This is a genomic window from Oceanobacillus sp. B139/18 (assembly GCF_055524595.1).
On the sequence record NZ_JBVFXI010000002.1, the window covers coordinates 358,535 to 375,414 of the forward strand.

13 protein-coding genes are annotated in these 16,880 nt (G+C 41.5%); all 13 read right to left on the bottom strand.

Going from position 1 to position 16,880, the window contains the following annotated elements:
* Window positions 1-84 precede the first annotated feature (84 nt).
* The 13 genes from ACZSMY_RS09145 to ACZSMY_RS09205 all read right to left on the bottom strand — a co-directional run bounded on the left by ACZSMY_RS09145 (window position 85) and on the right by ACZSMY_RS09205 (window position 16,856).
* Window positions 85-1,512, bottom strand: a complete 1,428-nt coding sequence (locus tag ACZSMY_RS09145; protein ID WP_193065006.1) for a 6-phospho-beta-glucosidase — start codon at window positions 1,510-1,512, stop codon at window positions 85-87.
* A gap of 75 nt (window positions 1,513-1,587) precedes the next feature.
* Complete coding sequence (locus ACZSMY_RS09150; RefSeq protein WP_193065007.1) at window positions 1,588-3,510, bottom strand: beta-glucoside-specific PTS transporter subunit IIABC; 1,923 nt, start codon at window positions 3,508-3,510, stop codon at window positions 1,588-1,590.
* A gap of 375 nt (window positions 3,511-3,885) precedes the next feature.
* Window positions 3,886-4,743 (bottom strand): BglG family transcription antiterminator LicT, encoded by an 858-nt coding sequence (licT, locus tag ACZSMY_RS09155; protein ID WP_193065008.1) that lies wholly within the window; start codon window positions 4,741-4,743, stop codon window positions 3,886-3,888.
* A gap of 548 nt (window positions 4,744-5,291) precedes the next feature.
* A complete protein-coding gene (kynA, locus tag ACZSMY_RS09160; RefSeq protein ID WP_212928243.1) occupies window positions 5,292-6,140 on the bottom strand; it encodes a tryptophan 2,3-dioxygenase in 849 nt (282 codons plus the stop codon).
* Between the two features lie 2 nt (window positions 6,141-6,142).
* A complete protein-coding gene (kynB, locus tag ACZSMY_RS09165) occupies window positions 6,143-6,775 on the bottom strand; it encodes an arylformamidase (protein WP_042532824.1) in 633 nt (210 codons plus the stop codon).
* Window positions 6,775-8,049 carry a kynureninase gene (gene kynU, locus ACZSMY_RS09170; protein WP_212928242.1) on the bottom strand — a complete coding sequence of 425 codons (1,275 nt, stop codon included), beginning with the start codon at window positions 8,047-8,049 and terminating at the stop codon, window positions 6,775-6,777. Before kynU ends, kynB begins: the two co-directional genes overlap by 1 nt.
* Before the next feature lie 250 nt (window positions 8,050-8,299).
* Window positions 8,300-9,757 (bottom strand): YdiU family protein, encoded by a 1,458-nt coding sequence (locus ACZSMY_RS09175; protein ID WP_368901635.1) that lies wholly within the window; start codon window positions 9,755-9,757, stop codon window positions 8,300-8,302.
* A 228-nt stretch (window positions 9,758-9,985) separates the two neighbouring features.
* Window positions 9,986-11,167 (bottom strand): GTP-binding protein, encoded by a 1,182-nt coding sequence (locus ACZSMY_RS09180; RefSeq protein ID WP_465147681.1) that lies wholly within the window; start codon window positions 11,165-11,167, stop codon window positions 9,986-9,988.
* Between the two features lie 137 nt (window positions 11,168-11,304).
* Window positions 11,305-11,847: a dCTP deaminase gene (gene dcd, locus ACZSMY_RS09185; protein ID WP_465147682.1), complete on the bottom strand. Its 543-nt coding sequence runs from the start codon at window positions 11,845-11,847 to the stop codon at window positions 11,305-11,307.
* Window positions 11,844-13,049, bottom strand: coding sequence for a GTP-binding protein (locus ACZSMY_RS09190; protein ID WP_042532814.1), 1,206 nt, complete (start codon window positions 13,047-13,049; stop codon window positions 11,844-11,846). The genes dcd and ACZSMY_RS09190 overlap by 4 nt, the downstream gene beginning before the upstream one ends.
* 18 nt (window positions 13,050-13,067) lie before the next feature.
* Window positions 13,068-14,741: a nucleoside recognition domain-containing protein gene (locus tag ACZSMY_RS09195; protein WP_465147683.1), complete on the bottom strand. Its 1,674-nt coding sequence runs from the start codon at window positions 14,739-14,741 to the stop codon at window positions 13,068-13,070.
* Window positions 14,735-15,844, bottom strand: a complete 1,110-nt coding sequence (locus ACZSMY_RS09200) for an NAD(P)/FAD-dependent oxidoreductase (RefSeq protein WP_465147684.1) — start codon at window positions 15,842-15,844, stop codon at window positions 14,735-14,737. The genes ACZSMY_RS09195 and ACZSMY_RS09200 overlap by 7 nt, the downstream gene beginning before the upstream one ends.
* Window positions 15,845-15,890: 46 nt before the next feature.
* Window positions 15,891-16,856 (bottom strand): CobW family GTP-binding protein, encoded by a 966-nt coding sequence (locus tag ACZSMY_RS09205; RefSeq protein WP_193065017.1) that lies wholly within the window; start codon window positions 16,854-16,856, stop codon window positions 15,891-15,893.
* Window positions 16,857-16,880 lie beyond the last annotated feature (24 nt).

The window sequence follows — 16,880 nt, forward strand, 5'->3', positions numbered from 1 at the left end:
TTGAAATACATTTTTCGTTTATATCGATTTATTTATGATTGGAAATATTCATCTTAACAACTCTCGGTTACCCTCTAAATCAAATTATAGCTTCTCCCCATTCGAAGCAATCACCTGCTTATACCAATCAAAGCTTTTCTTTTTCGAGCGTTTTAAGGTCCCTTTTCCTTCGTTATCACGGTCTACATAAATATAACCGTAACGTTTTTTCATTTCGCCGGTGGAGGCACTGACAATGTCAATCGGGCCCCAGCTGGTATAGCCGATGATATCCACACCATCCTCTATTGCTTCACCCATTTCAGCGATATGCTCCTTTAAATACTCTATACGATAGTCGTCGTCAACGGTACCATCAGCATTTAATTTGTCAATCGCGCCAAGTCCGTTTTCCACAACAAATAATGGCTTTTCATAGCGGTCATACAGCTGATTAGCCGTAATGCGGAAGCCTTTTGGATCAATCGTCCAGCCCCATTCGGATGCTTTCAGATATGGATTGGCAACAGAAGCAAATACATTTCCATCTGTGATATCCTTTAATATTTCCGGATCAGTGCTTGTTGTTCTGCTGGAATAATAGCTGAATCCGATATAGTCCACTGTATGCTTCTTCAATAGTTCTTCGTCATTTTCTTCCATATCGATTTTCAAACCATTGTCCCGGAAAAAGCGTTTTGCATAACCAGGATAGTGCCCGCGGGATTGCACATCAATAAAGAAGAAGGATTCCCGGTCTCTTTCCATTGCTTTGGCAACATCATCCGGATTAGAAGTGTACGGATAGGTCGTACCTGCTGCCAGCATACAGCCGATTTTTGCATCCGGGATAATTTCATGTCCTGCTTTTACAGCTAAGGCACTTGCAACGAGCTGATGATGCGCTGCCTGATATTTGATTTGCAACTCATTTTCACCTTCGTCAAACACTAATCCGGCACCGACAAATGGAAGATGCAGAAGCATGTTGATTTCATTGAATGTCATCCAATATTTCACTTTATCCTGGTAACGTGTAAAAATCGTTTTTGCATAGGTTTCAAAGAAATTCACAAGCTTGCGGTTTCTCCAGCTTCCATAGGCTTCAATTAAATGTACCGGCACATCAAAATGGGCGATGGTTACCACCGGTTCTATGTCATATTTCCGCATTTCATCAAATAAATCATCATAAAATTGAAGTCCTGCTTCATTTGGCTCTGCATCATCTCCATTCGGAAAAATACGCGCCCATGAAATCGAAACTCGTAATGCTTTAAATCCCATTTCCGCAAACAAAGCAATATCTTCTTTATAGCGATGGTAAAAATCAATGGCTTCATGCGATGGATAAAATTCGCCTTCAACGGGTTTTAATGAATCAACTTTTCCTGTCATGACCTGCCAGCGCTTTTCTCCCGTCGGCAATAAATCAACCGATGTTAATCCTTTTCCATCCTCTAAATAAGCACCTTCAACCTGGTTCGCAGCTACTGCTCCGCCCCATAAAAATCCTTCTGGAAATTGTGTCATCGTAAAAACTCCTTTGTTTAGTATGGAGAAGGAAAGACTGAATACCACCCTTTCCTTCTATCTATTTGGTATCCGTTACTTTTCTAATGAAAGCAGCGGGTCGCCAATCTTAATTTGTTTTGTTTCTGTAAACGCAATATCTTTATAATCACCTGAATTCGTGATAATAATCGGTGTGGTCAGAGGGAAGCCGGCTTTTTTAATTTCTGGTATATCAAATTCAATAAGCAGCTGTCCTTTGTCGACTTTTGCACCTTGTTCCACATGGCCTGTGAAGTGCTTGCCATCCAATTGTACTGTGTCCATTCCAATATGCATTAAAATCTCAGCGCCATTTTCCGTTGTAATTCCAATGGCGTGATTTGTAGGGAACATCGCCGAAACAGTTCCAGAAACAGGTGAAATCAATTTTCCTTCTGTCGGTTCCACTGCAATTCCTTTCCCAAGCGTTCCGGAAGCAAACGCCGTATCTTCTATTTTTTCGAGTGCAATGGTTTCTCCAGTTAACGGGCTGACAATATCTTCATTTTGTATCGTAATAACTGTTTCCTCTTTTGCGGAAGCTGCTTCGGCTGCTGGTGCAGCTGTCGCTTTTTGATTAATCCCTCCGAAGAAATAAGTCAGAACAAAGGATAGAACCATCCCGACCGCTGCTGCTATGATAGTACCGATAAATGCTGTGTTTAATCCTTCCTCTGGATGGATCATGGCAGGGAATTGGAAGATACCAAGTCCGCCGAGCAAGTGAATTTTCGTCCCGAATAATCCAATGATTGCTCCACCGACAGCTGATGATATAAGCGAGATAACAAATGGTCGCTTCAATGGTAAAGCAATCCCGTATAAAGCAGGTTCCGTTACGCCGAATATGGAAGAAATAAACGCCGGCGGGCTGAGTGTTTTCGTAGTTTCATTTTTTGTTTTTATCCAAATAGCCAGTACTGCTGCTGCTAAAGCAAATGAATGCACGAAAATTAATGCTAGAATTGGATCTTCTCCGGAAACCGCAACGTTGTTAAACGCAATTGGAATAAGCCCCCAATGCAATCCAAACATAACAAATACCATCCAGAAACCGCCCAGAAAAGCACCTGCAATAATAGGGCTTAAATCATACACCCAGACAGTTACCTGTCCCAATAATTGACTTGCCCAGGTTGCAATTGGGCCAATCACAATAAAGGTTAATGGAACAATAATCAGTAACGTGAACATAGGTACAAAAAACATTTTGACAACATTAGGAGTAATTTTCGCTAAAGCCTTTTCAATTTTTGCTGCAAAAAATGTTGCTACAATAATTGGTATAACAGACATTGAATACGTCATTAAAATGACTGGGATACCAAAGAACTCTATATAGACAGGTGACTCGAACACCGTTCCTGCAAACAAGGTATACAGCGGTTCTGCCGCTCCAGGTATTCCTTCAAGCGCAGGATATACCAATGCCATGGCAATAACCATACCTATGAAAGGCGTCCCGCCGAACTTTTTCATTGCACTGTACCCTAATATAATCGGCAAGAAATAAAACAGGGCATCTCCGGTTGCATTTAAAATTTGATATGTTCCGCCTTCTTCATTAAGCCATCCAATCGCAACGAATAAAGCATTGAACCCTTTGATCATACCGGACGCTGCCAATACTCCAAGAATCGGCGTGAAGATACCGGAAATCATATCAATAAACCGGTTGAGCAAGCTGCCTTTATCTCCGCCATCCGCTTCATCAGCAGATCCTTTTGACTCCAAACCGCCGACTTCTACAACTGCCTTATACACATCTGGTACATGGTTGCCGATAACCACTTGGTATTGTCCGGCACTTTTCATGACGGTCACAACGCCATCCATTTCTTTTAAAACCTCTGTATTTGCCTTTTCCTCGTCTTTTAATTTAAAACGAAGACGCGTAATACAATGAACAACACTGTTAACGTTTTCTTTTCCGCCAACATTTTCAATGATATCTTTGGCTAATTGTTCATATTTCATTGTTTTCCCCTCTTTCTATTATAATAAAACAAATTAAATCTATTTTCTGATTTTATTCAGGATTATTGCCTGCATGGATTCTTTTACATATAGCGTTTGCTTAAAATATTTCCTGCGGTGTGATACTCTTCGGGATAGAGGTTACGCTTCTAAAAAAATAATAAATAATTTCGACATACAGCCTGACAACATCTCATCCATTCGTTTTATGATAATTTATAATTTGATTCAACCACCTCCTCAAAGTAATAAAAAAAACCTAAATTACACACAGCATACAGAGCTCTCCTCTGTAAACTGCGGGTAACTTAGGTTTTGCCTGCTTCATCAGTAACAATCCTAAACATAATTATTCAATTACAGGTTTCATTTATATCACGATGAAGAATCTATTTGGTGCCGATTGGTAATTCGGTGGATATGCAATGTTAAGTAAACTTTTTCATCATTGGAAATGTCCCAATCATAGTTTTTAGCAATATAGGCTGCAATTCTCTCTGTGCATTCAAATGCAGCTGTATATTTCTTTTTCACCTGTTCATACAGGAAATCATCATGCGTATTTTCTGCTTTTTCTTTCCGGATAAAACGGGTAGCAAAAAATCGCAGATGCGTCAGAAACCGTTCATAGTTGATGGAATCCTCATCCAATTCAATTTTGAAATAGTATCTGACAATATTCAGGATATTATTAACCAGTTCCGTTACTTTAATTGCGGTATCCATGTTTTCACCGGATAGTTGACTATTGACCAAATGCAGGGCAATAGAAGCCGCTTCATCTTCTACAAGCCTTACTCCAGTATCCTCCTCCACCATATCCAACGCTTTTAATGCAATCTGAAACTCCTGTTTATAATACCTGCGAATTTCCCACAACAGCGGATTTTTCAAGTCGATGCCATTTTTATGCCTTGTAATTGCAAAGCTTAAATGATCCGTTAAGGCAACATATAAATAATTATCCAATTTATATGTCAATTGAGATTTAGCCAGTTCAAGGATTTTGTAAGAAAGATCCAAGTAGATCTCAGAAGTTTCTTTCATTAATTCCGCAAGCTTCTTAGCTACATTAGAATTCTCCAGCACAAAGGTTTTCTCCACTTTCGATGATTCAATCGCATCTCCAGTCTTTTTTTGAAAAGCCAAACCCTTGCCCATGACAACGATTTCCTGATTGGATTCATCTTTTGACATAACTACATTATTATTTAATACTTTTGTAATTTTCAATTGCATTCACACCTGAAATGAGTATTTTTTAAATTCTTCTGATACCTGTTTGTCCAGAAAAAAACCTGGATTAATCCAAAATTGTAGACAAAAAGCCATACAATCCACTGTGATTAACCCAGGTTTTGCCTGCCGAACAGTAACAATCCTTTAGTTAACTTCATTATAGATGATTACGGTTTCAAATGCAACAGGAAAGTAGATTTTTTACCTAACTGTTTAAGCACTTCCTGATATAGGTAGTAAAATATATTTATTTTTATATTCTCCATTCGTTCTTATCCATTCTATCTTAGGCTACTCTTCTATTATCTCCGTTAGCTGAACCTGGGTTTTGAATATAATATACTCAACTTGCGCACCTAAGAATAAGCATATATATCTTGCTATTCCAGGGTGAACATGTTCTCCATTACCATACTTGCTTTTTGATTAAATATCCGGCTCTTTTGGAATTGGTGATGGTGCATAGCTCCGATGCACAGGAAGTAATCTTGGTGGAACATTTAGGATAAATCATACTGGTCAACATTCGAAATATGTGTCATCTAAAGTTCTGTTCGCAGATCCCACAATTCCGGGAAAAAATATTGATCGAGTACTTTTTTCAAGTAGCTCACGCCGCCAGAACCGCCTGTTCCTTTTTTAAAGCCAATAATTCTTTCTACCGTTTTCATATGCCTGAAGCGCCATTGCTGAAATAAGCCTTCTATGTCCACCAATTTTTCAGCAAGCTCATATAACTCCCAATACTGCGCTACGTTTTTATAGACTATCATCCAGGCTCTTTTCACGCTCTCATTCGTCTGATGCGTGATACGGGCATCCCTGTTTAATACTTCTTTATCAATGGAAAACCCTGCTCTGGAGAGAGCTTGAATCGACACATCATAAAGACTTGGCGCATCGTATGCTTCTTGTAAAATTGGATGAAGCTCCGTATCATTTTCATATATTTTGAGAACATATTCTGTTTTATATCCCAGAGCAAATTCTACTAATCTATTTTGATAGGATTGAAATCCAGAAGCACTTCCCAATTTATCTCTAAACTCGATATACTCGCTTGGCGTCAGCGTAGAAAGGACGTCCCATACACTTTTTAGCTGCTCTTGTATTTGAGATACGCGTGCGAGCTTTTTAAAGGAAGACCTTAGATTATCTGCCTGTATATCATCAATGGCAGAATGAATTTCATGCAGAATCTGCTTCATCCACAGCTCGCTTACATGATGAACAATGATAAATAACATTTCGTCATGATGGCCGCTCAAACGATGCTGGCTCGATAATAACGTATCCAGGCTTAAATAATCACTGTATGTCATCTTCTCTTTAAAATCAGTTTGGATACTCTTTTCATTTTCAAAAGCTTGGTGTTGATTGACCGATTTCATTTTTAACGCTCCTCTATTGGTTTTATGACGGCACGAACTGGACACCCATCCCCTTCTTCCAACGCTAATGGCAAGGCAATCAGTTCATAATCACCTTCTTCAACCTGGTCCAGCATCACATTCTCCAAAATATAAATATCTTGCTTATACAATGCATGATGCCCGGCCAGGTCTTTACTTGAAATCGAATCCACAGATGGAGTGTCTACACCTACAAGCTTTACACCGAGCTCTTTCATATAAGCTGCTCCGTCTGCTGTTATCGGAGACACTTCTTCTGGAAAACGATCCGGTTTATTTGGAAGCGCTGTTTTAATCAGCAAACGCTCCGCATGCGAAATTCCTTTTGTCTTTAAAGCTTTTTCGCTAATTTCATTAAAATCACTTAAATCAATCACTTTACAGAGACCAATATAGCGCTCAATATCTAAATCCAGTATCCGTTTGCCCTCATTTGAAAAATGAAACGGTGCATCAACATGTGTTCCGATATGTACACTTGTTGTGATTTTGCCGATATTAACAACTCCCGACACCTCTTTTGTTACGGGCGTATCATAGTGAAATGGTTCATCCCCCGGCCAGTGTGCCAGATGGTTATTTAACGGTTGGGAAATATCGATCCATTTAGACATTAGGAAACAACCTCTCTTTCATTGGAAAATTGCTCGTAAGCTTTTTCTTCCATAATATTCTTTAGTGTTTGTATACATTCATAAACATCCGTAAACGAATTATATAAAGCCACCGGCGCAAGCCGAATGCCAGATGGTTTTCTAAAATCAGGAATGACCTTCTTCCTCTTTAATGCTTTGCAAATTCTCGCAGCCTCCGGATGTTCAAGGTAAATATGCCCTCCACGCTGTTTTTCATTTACTGGATTACAAATCTCAAAATCAAATTCCTTTAATTCGTGTTCAATTAATTCCACCATATATGCGGTCAGCTGCAAGGACTTTTCGCGTATTTTTTCTATTCCGGCTTCATGAAACAGCTCTAATGCTCCAATTAGCGGAGCAGCACTTAACACATGTGGTGTCCCGATTTGAAAAGCTCCGGCATTCCCGGCGGCCGTCAACGTATGCTCCATATCAAACTGCTTTTCTTTATTGGAGCTAAACCAGCCCGCAAGTCCAGGCACAGCCCCGAAATGCTTTTCATTCACATAAAGCGCCGCCACACTGCCCGGCCCGCCATTCAAATGTTTATAGGTACACCAAAACGCAAAGTCAACGTCCCAATCATGCAGTTGATGCGGGACAGCCCCAATCGAATGACATAAATCAAAACCAATTTTTATACCGCGCTCATGCGCTGCTGTTGTCAGCTTTTCCATATCTAAGATTTGTCCGCTCCGGTACAGGACGCTCGGCAATACAATTAATGCAATCTCTTCTGTCATTGCATCTATAATGGTCTCTTCATCCAGTATGTGCCCATCCTCACTCTGTACTTGAATAAGGTGGGATTCATCATACCCTTTTAACTTCAGCTGTGCTTTTAAAGCATAAATATCACTGGGAAAGTTTAATGCATCTGCTAAAATTTTTGTTTTGCTTCCTTTTGGTTTATAAAATGTGGACACAAGCTGATGCAGATTTACGGTTGTTGAACCAGTTACGACAACCTCCTCTTTTTGGGCACCAACAAGCACGGCCATTTTTTCACCAAGCGATTCCGATAAGTAGTACCAGGCGTTCTCTCCTTGCGTCCATCCATCAATCGCATGCTTTTTCCAGGAAGCAAGCAAATCATAGACGGACTGCTCTGCTCTTTTGCTCATCAAACCTAAGGAATTCCCATCCATGTAAACGTATTCATTTTCGAGATAAAATTCATTTCGGAAGGACCTTAATGTATCCTCCGCATCTAGCTTTTCAGCATAGGTTCTTGTATATCTTTCTTCCATTTTGTCACTTCCTTTGCCATTATGCTATGGTTGAAACGTATTAAGGGATTTTTAGACTGTTTTGCTAATTATCTTCTGTTAACAGCTTACCAATAACTCGACATGAATGGAACCAATAACATAACTATTGTTAAAAATAGAAAATACTTCCCCTATCAGATGGAGCAGCCCTAAAAATAAGCCCAAGAGATTATGTTGATAATTTCTTGGGCTTCTTTCTGTTCCATTCTTACAATTCCAAAGTATATCATCACGTACCACAAAACGTCTGAAAATCCTGTTCCGGCGGATCAACAGCATATTTCTCCTGCTCCTCTGTATACGCATAAGGATCTTCCAATGCTGTTAATAAAGCATGAAAAGGTTCGTAATCGCCTTCTGTCACAGCCGCAGCCAACACCTCTTCCACCAAATAATTTCGGGGAATAATCGATGGATTATGCCGTTTCATTAATTGATAAGCTTCTTCTAAAGATGCCGTCTGACTTTCAAGCTTATCCTGCCATGCCTGATGCCACTCTTTAAAAGCAGTGGATTGGAAAAGAACGGAATCAGCATCAAGCTGCTGCAGCGTTAAAGCACGGAAGGTATTGGTAAAGTCTGCATGATATTTCTCCATCAAATCCAACAAGCTTCGAATCAATGTTTTATGATCATCACTTTGACCGATAATCCCCAGCTTCTTCCTCATACCGTCTAACCAATAGGCTTCTACTGACTGCACATAGGTTTCCACAGCCTCTTTTGCCTTTGGAATCGCTTCTTCTTCATCCTCATCCATCAGAACTAACAAGGATTCTGCAAAGCGCGCCATATTCCAAGCACCAATTCCCGGCTGATTGCCGTAAGCATAACGCCCTTGCTGATCAATCGAACTAAAAACTGTTTTCCGATCATATTGATCCATAAAAGCACATGGACCATAATCAATCGTCTCTCCGCTGATAGCAACATTATCTGTATTCATCACACCATGGATAAAGCCTTTTAACTGCCAATCCGCAATCAGCTCGGCCTGCTTGTCTGCCACCTTATACAAGAATGTCAAATAACGATTTTCATCCTCTGCAATCTCTGGATAATGCCGCTTCATGCTATAGTCTGCCAACGCTTGTAAATCCTTTTTATTCCCCCACTGCCTTGCATATTGAAACGTTCCAACCCGAATATGGCTTTCTGCCACTCTTGTCAAAACAGCGCCGGGCAGCGGAGCTTCACGAAATACCGTTCCCCCGGTGGTTGCTACCGCTAAACTGCGGCTTGTCGGAATGCCCAATCCATGCATTGCTTCGCTGATTAGATATTCTCTCAGCATCGGTCCAAGGACCGCCCGTCCATCCCCGCCGCGGGAATAAGGCGTTCTGCCAGAGCCTTTCAGCTGAATATCATAGCGCTCACCCTTCGGAGTCACTTGCTCTCCAAATAATACAGCACGACCGTCTCCAAGCATCGTAAAAGAACCAAATTGATGTCCTGCATAAGCTTGAGCGATTGGATTACTTCCCTCTGGAAGCTTATTGCCTGCGAAGATTTCCGCTTCGTGCTTCAAGGCGGAACTATCCAACCCTAATTCTGCTGCGAGCTTTTCATTGTACACGGCTAGCACAGGGGCATCTGCTTTTGCTGGTTTTACATTCGTAAAGAAAAGCTTGGGCAATTGCTGGTAGGTATTTTCTAAGCTCCAGCCTTGATTCTGTTTATCTGTCATCGGATCGCCTCCTTTATTTAAACTGTTCGTTTTCTTTAGGATAACATATAAGTATATTTTACTTGAATGAATCACCTTTTTTTACTTTGCGCTTTTATTTGTAAAAATATTTATTATCATTAATTTCTCCACTTAAACTTCTTGTTTTCCTATAGTATAAGAGGGGAAGAATACATAATTTATGCATTCTTCCCCTCTTATACTTGAATTTTAATATAATAAATTTCTTTAAACCACAGGAAAAGCAGGTAAATCATCCACAAAAGCAGAAATATCCTGTTCCGCTTCCTCCTTCGTCACTAAACAAGCATCCAATGACGCCGCAATCCCTTCCTTATCCATCTCACTGCCAATCAAAACAAGCTCTGTCATCCGATCCCCGGCCTGCTCATCCCAGTCCTCAAACAAAGAGGGGTCCTGCACTTTTAATGCTTCCTGTTCTGCTTCCGAATAGCTTGCCAGCCATCTGCCGGCTCCTTCCAGTGTCATCATTGAACCTGCCTGAGACAAAAACCCTACTACATTATTTCTGGTGACTAACCAAAAGAAGCCTTTCGCCCGGAGGATTTCCTTCGGCCAATTTTCCAGCCAACCTTGAAAACGCTCGGGATGAAACGGTTTTCTGCTTCGATAGACAAAGGAGCTGATTCCATATTCTTCTGTTTCCGGAATATGCTCCTCATTCAATTCCTTTATCCAGCCGGCGCCATGCTTTGCTTCTTCAAAATCAAACTGACCGGTTTGAAGCACCTGTAACGGGTCTACTTTCCCGAAGGCCGCTGTGATAAATTTCGCATCCGGGTTTAATTTATAAAGTAAGCTCTTTAATGAAGTAATCTCTTCCTCCATCATCTGATCTGTTTTATTTAAAATAATCACATTGGCAAATTCAATCTGGTCTACCAGTAAATCGACAATGCCTCTTTCATCGTCCTCAGCGACTTCCATCCCGCGGTCCATCAATAAATCCTCTGATTGATAATCCTTCCAAAACTGATGTCCATCGATGACCGTTACCATCGTATCAAGCTGAAAAAAGGCATTTAAGTCGATTCCCAATTCATCATCCGCATAGACAAAGCTTTGCGCAACTGGAATAGGTTCCGACACACCGCTTGATTCAATCAACACATAATCGATATCAAGTTTTGCTAATTTTTCCAGCTCTACAATTAAGTCTTCTCTTAATGTGCAGCAAATACAGCCATTAGTCATTTCTACCATATTTTCTTCCGTACGGATAAAGCCGCCTTCTTTTACCAATTTGGCATCCACATTTATTTCACTCATATCATTCACGATAACGGCTATTTTCAATCCTTGCTGATTTTGAAGCAGATGATTCAGCAGGGTTGTTTTCCCTGCACCTAGAAATCCGCTTAACACCGTTACTGGTATTTTCTTGCTCACTTTATTTCACACCTTTCTTACAGATGAACTGGCTGTAACCGTCATTCTGGAAATGACAGCATTACAGCCAACTAAACGTCTTTATTCCTATATTTTTTTCTATATATAAAGAAGCTTCCTCTCCGCCAATGAAAGATTCACGTTCTTTCCTTGTCCAAATAAACACGGCTCGGTGTCGTCCCTTGCTGATACAAGTACTTTCCACTATACCCTTCCGTTTTTTGATCCACTTTGGCAATAACCAGCTGGCAAACTCGCATTCCGGCCTGCAGCTGAACAGGCACGCGATTTGCATTAAACAATTCCAGTGTAATTTGTCCAGAAAATCCCGGATCGATCCAGCCTGCATTTTGAATAAAAACACCGAGCCGACCGATCGAGATTCTTCCTTCCACAAAGGCAGTTAACTGTTCTGGGAGACCAATTTGTTCCAATGTTGTTCCCAATAGAAAACTTTGCGGCGGAATCGTGATGATTTCTTGCTCTGCTATCTTGATTTTCCGATAATCTGCTGGTTGATCAACCGATAAATAAGGCGTAGACAAGTCATCAACAACTAAAAAATCTTTCCCCAGCCGCAAATCAATCGAAGCTGGCTGAACACTTAATTCCTGAAAAGGGGTAATTGTTAACTGCTTATCATCAACATACTGTTTTATCGTTTGTCCGGATAAAATCATGCCTTCGCACTTCCCGATAGCTGCCATGGAAATGGATTTCTAAACGCGGTCCAGTCCTCATCCATTTCTGTTTCACTCAACAAGCAGCGTTCTAAATCCTCCGTTATCTGCTCCTTATCCAAGTCCATGCCAATGAATACCAGCTTGGTATGGCGGTCTCCGAATTGCGGATCCCACAGCTCTCTGACCTCCGGATTATTCTCGAATATTTCCCTTTGCTGGGCTTTTGGCAGCGAATCGACCCAATAAGCTAACGGCTCCACCTCGACAGAAGGGCCTGCCTGCGATAGCAATAAGGCTAGATTATTATGTGTCGCACACCAGACAACGCCTTTCATGCGGACAATTTCTCTTGGCAAATCCTGATACCAGCTTACCAGCCGTTCCGTATGAAATGGCAATCTGGACCGGTATACAAAGGAACTGATCCCGTATTCTTCGGTTTCCGGCGTATGATTTTCCACGCCTGCATTTAATTCCTGTAACCAGCCGGCTGACTCACTTGCCTTCTCAAAATCAAACAAATTCGTATTGACAATTTCCTGTAAATCGACCTTACAATGCTGCGTGCGGATGATTTTTGCTTCCGGCTGTAAGGTACGAATCACCTTCTCCAGCTTTTCTAAATCCTCTGCTTTGACTAAATCCGTTTTATTGAGAATAAGCACATTACAGAATTCAATTTGGTCAATTAATAAATCAGCAATATTTCGTTCATCTACATCACTGACCGCCTGTTTCCGGTCAAGAAGCGAATCGCCTGAACCGAAATCGTGCCAGAAGCGGTTCGCGTCAACAACGGTAACCATGGTATCCAATCGGCAATATTGGGTTAAATCAATATCCATCGTTTCATCAATATAAGAGAAGGTTTGGGCTACCGGAATCGGTTCACTAATCCCGGAAGATTCAATTAGGATATGATCGAATTCTCCCTGTTTCACCAGTTTTTCCACTTCCACTAATAAATCCTCCCGCAGTGTGCAGCAGATGCAGCCATTAGACATTTCAACCAGCTTTTCCTCTGTCCGTGAAAATCCTCCTTGGGATTGGACCAGCTCACTATCAATATTGACTTCACTCATGTCATTGACGATGACCGCCACCTTTAACCCTTCCCGGTTATGTAAGACATGATTTAATAACGTTGTTTTTCCAGAACCTAAATACCCGCTTAATACCGTAACAGGAATCTTCTTCATGTATTCATCCTCCTCTTTTTAAAATATGAAATGTAATCCTCCAGCAAGAATTGCTGCACTGACAACACTGGTCAGCATTTGCTTTCCGCCAATAGACAGGGAAGTCCTCCAGCCAAGTTCCTTCCCAATTGTAAATAATGTCACCAGACAGGCGGAGAGTGTCGATGCCAGATAGACAAGAATAAAAATCTGGCTGAGCGGCATCTCCATTAATAAGCTGCCCTGCCCTTCATTTAAGATAAGCAGACCGTCTTTTCGAATGAAAGAAAATATCAGCCCCGGCGCCGCATCTACAGGTAAGGAAAATAAATAAAGTATCGGCATCGCAAGCCAATGGAGAAGAGATAATATATTCATAGCCTGGAGCACAGATGCCGCCAGACATATTATTAAAAATATCGGCATTGCCTGCAGTAAAAATTGTTTAACCGAACTGGCTACCTTCCATGCAAATGCCTGCCAGTTTATTTTTTGAATATAAGGAAGCGGAGCAATACGCGTTAAATTATCTGCCTCATTCCGATTCCAAATTCTTGTATGGATCGCTCCAACGATAAATAAGATAAATAGATATGGAATAAATAACAGCGGGACATGTGCCGCACTAAAGATAGACAGCGTTGCTCCGATTTGATAACTGCATGCCGAGCCGAATGCAATCAGTGAAACACAGCTCGTGCGGGTGCAGCTGCTGCAGCCCCGGCTTTGGAAAACCGCCACAACATTACACCCGAACCCCGTGATAACCGGAAGCAGGTCCCTTCCCGTCAAACCCATTTTACGAAGCCATGGATCCAGTGCACGTGTGACATGCTCCTGTATACCTGTCTCCTCGGTAAGACTTGTCATCACACTGATCAGCAGTACAACAGGAAAAGCCCACAGAAAGGAATAAGAGCCTAGCGTAATCAAGCCGTAATCACCTGTTAATACCTCCGCCAAAAAAGAAGGAGCCTGATTGATCCAGCCTGTAATCGGGTCAAGAACATATTGATCAGCTATCGGCTCAAGCCAGCTGACAAATAAATAAGCACCCATGACAGGGACAGCAAACATTCCTAAAATAAAGAAGCAAGCCAGGATTGGTCCGGCAATCGGCATACGGAATGCCGGAATTAATTGATTAGCTGTATCGCCCGAATCAGGAAGGAAGCTTAGAATACTTTTAGAAGCTCCCCAGACTGCAGCCTGTTTAACACACGCAATCACTGCTTCCTGATCCTGCTCATCCATTTTTCTTGTATTTACCCAGATAACGGGAACCTGTACTAATTCCTTTATCCGATTTTGTTCAGACTCGGGTGGTAAATACTTATCTCGATGTGTTGCAACAACTGCAATCCTTTTGCCTTTCAAATTTAGTTCGTCCTGCAGCTCGGTCAATTCTTCCTTTAAATTAGTGGCTTTCACAACTAATAAAATCGTTTTTTCATCCTGAAAATGGTCCAGGGTAAGCTGTGTATTCTGGCTGTCCATATCAAATTGCAGCCCGGGAAGATCTGTTAGACGGACATCGGGATGTAATTGACAGGAAGCTTTCAAAGCAGCAATCGTGGACCCTTTTACATTTCTGGCAACAGCACTTTTTTCACCTGTCAGCGCACGGAACAAACCCGACTTCCCAACCGATTCACTGCCAATCAGCACCACCTCCTCCTGCGTAAGGGAAGAGGCTTGAGCCTGCTCTAGCATTGGCACATCTCCCCGCACATGGAAAGGTCATCCAGATAGAAGTTTTCTTGTCTATACTCTTCCAAAATGGATAAATCCAAATCCAGCTGTCTTCCAATCGTTTCTGCGATTACCGCAAACCGCTGGCGGAATTTATAAATATAACAGAAGATATGACTGCCATGCCGCAATTCTGGACCTGCCAAAAACAGTCCGCTCACTGCTGTTGATTCATCCTGCTCATTCACAAGTACTTCGTTATGCTTCCCGCGTGACACTAAATTCTCTATTTGCTTCGTGCTGCCAGTAAAGCCTGTTGCCAGAATAGGTCTCGCCTTTGTAAAATATACTTTTCCATCCTTCGTATAGACATCGTAGCCTGAAGAATTTTCTTCTATCTTTGCGACAGTTGTATTACCTGTTACAGTTAATAAACCCGCATCGAATAAGGGGCGAACCCGATTGTAAGTATAGGTGGACAGCGCAATACTTGGATCACTGCTCTCCACTTCCCATGTATTCGTTCTGGCAATCACTCTCGTCTTTTTACCAAGCTGCCCTAATTGATAGGCAGCATCCATGCCGCTTTCATAACCGCCAATGATAAGAAAATCATCTCCATCGAGCTCCTGCCAGGATGAAATCATACTGTTGTGGATTCCCAAATCCGCACTGGGGAACGGCGTTACATCAGGAAATTGGTATTCTCCCCCAGCCCAGACAACATAGCGGCTTTGATAAAGTCCGTCTGACGTATTTATAGAAAAAACGGTGTCTTTTTTATCTATGTGATTCACCTGAACCCCTTTTTTGATTGAAATGGCAAAATGATTTGCCACTACCTCCAAATATTTCGCATAAGCTGGTCCTGTGGGATGCTCCATATCAAGGGTATAAGCCGGTGACGTTTTCGGAACGATGGCGTTTAAATCGGTTTGACCAAATCCTTGCGCCGGGAATGATGGCGTAATAAAGCGCATTTCCTCCGGCCAGCTTTGAAAAGAAGCACCAACATCATCTTTTTCTAAAATCAGACAGGATGCATTCATTTGCTTGAGTATTGCCGCAACACCAATACCTGAAGGGCCTGCCCCTACAATAACGACATCATATATTCCTTTCATGGTTACCCTCCTCAAATCGTAATTATTACGGTTTTATATTCAAAAATTAAGCAAGGCAATATTGAAAGCCTTTTTCCAACTCTTGATGGTCAAGATGCTTTCCAATAATAACAACCTCGCTTTTGCGCTTTTCATCCTTTGTCCATACATCACCTTCTGTACCTGCAAACAGCATATGCACTCCTTGAAACACCACTTTTTGCTCCATTTGTTTAATGGAAAGCACTCCTTTATAACGGTAGAGGCTTTCTCCTTTGATACGAACTAAGTAAGCAAACCATTTATTCACTTTGTCCAAATCAAGCGGGCGTTCATCTTGAAATACAAAGGATGTCACGTGATGATTATGATGATGGTGATGCGGTTCTGTCAGCAGTTCGGGATCAATGTTTAAGGCATAATCTAAATCAAACGATTTTTTTCCGATTAATTCTTTGGTATCTACGTTTCCATATGTCGTATAAAACTGATGGGCATTTGGATTCATATGCGTTAACTGTGCTTCCAGCTGCTTTCTTTCGTCTTCTGTAATCAAATCGGTCTTGTTCACAAGCAAAATATCGGCAAATGCAATCTGCTGCTCCGGCTCCTCTTCCTGCAAATGCTGCTCGATATGCTTCGCATCGACCATCGTGATTACGCTGTCGATTTCAAAGGTATCAGCCATCTGCTCATCCATCAAAAACGTTTGAATAACTGGAGCCGGATTCGCCATGCCCGTTGTTTCTATGACAACCCGGTCCACCTTTTCTTTCTGCTTCATTAAATCAGTTAGTAAGCTGATCAAATCACCGCGTACATTACAACAGATACAGCCGCTGTTAATTTCAACGATTTCTTCCTTTGTTCGTATCACTAATTGGCTATCAATCGATGTATCACCAAACTCATTAATGATCACAGCAGCCTTCTCATTGGGCATATCGTGCAGCAGTTTATTTAACAATGTTGTTTTCCCGGCTCCTAAAAACCCAGTTAGAATCGTTACAGGGATGGGGCTTTCTTGTGACAATGCGTTTCCTCCTTATCCATGAAA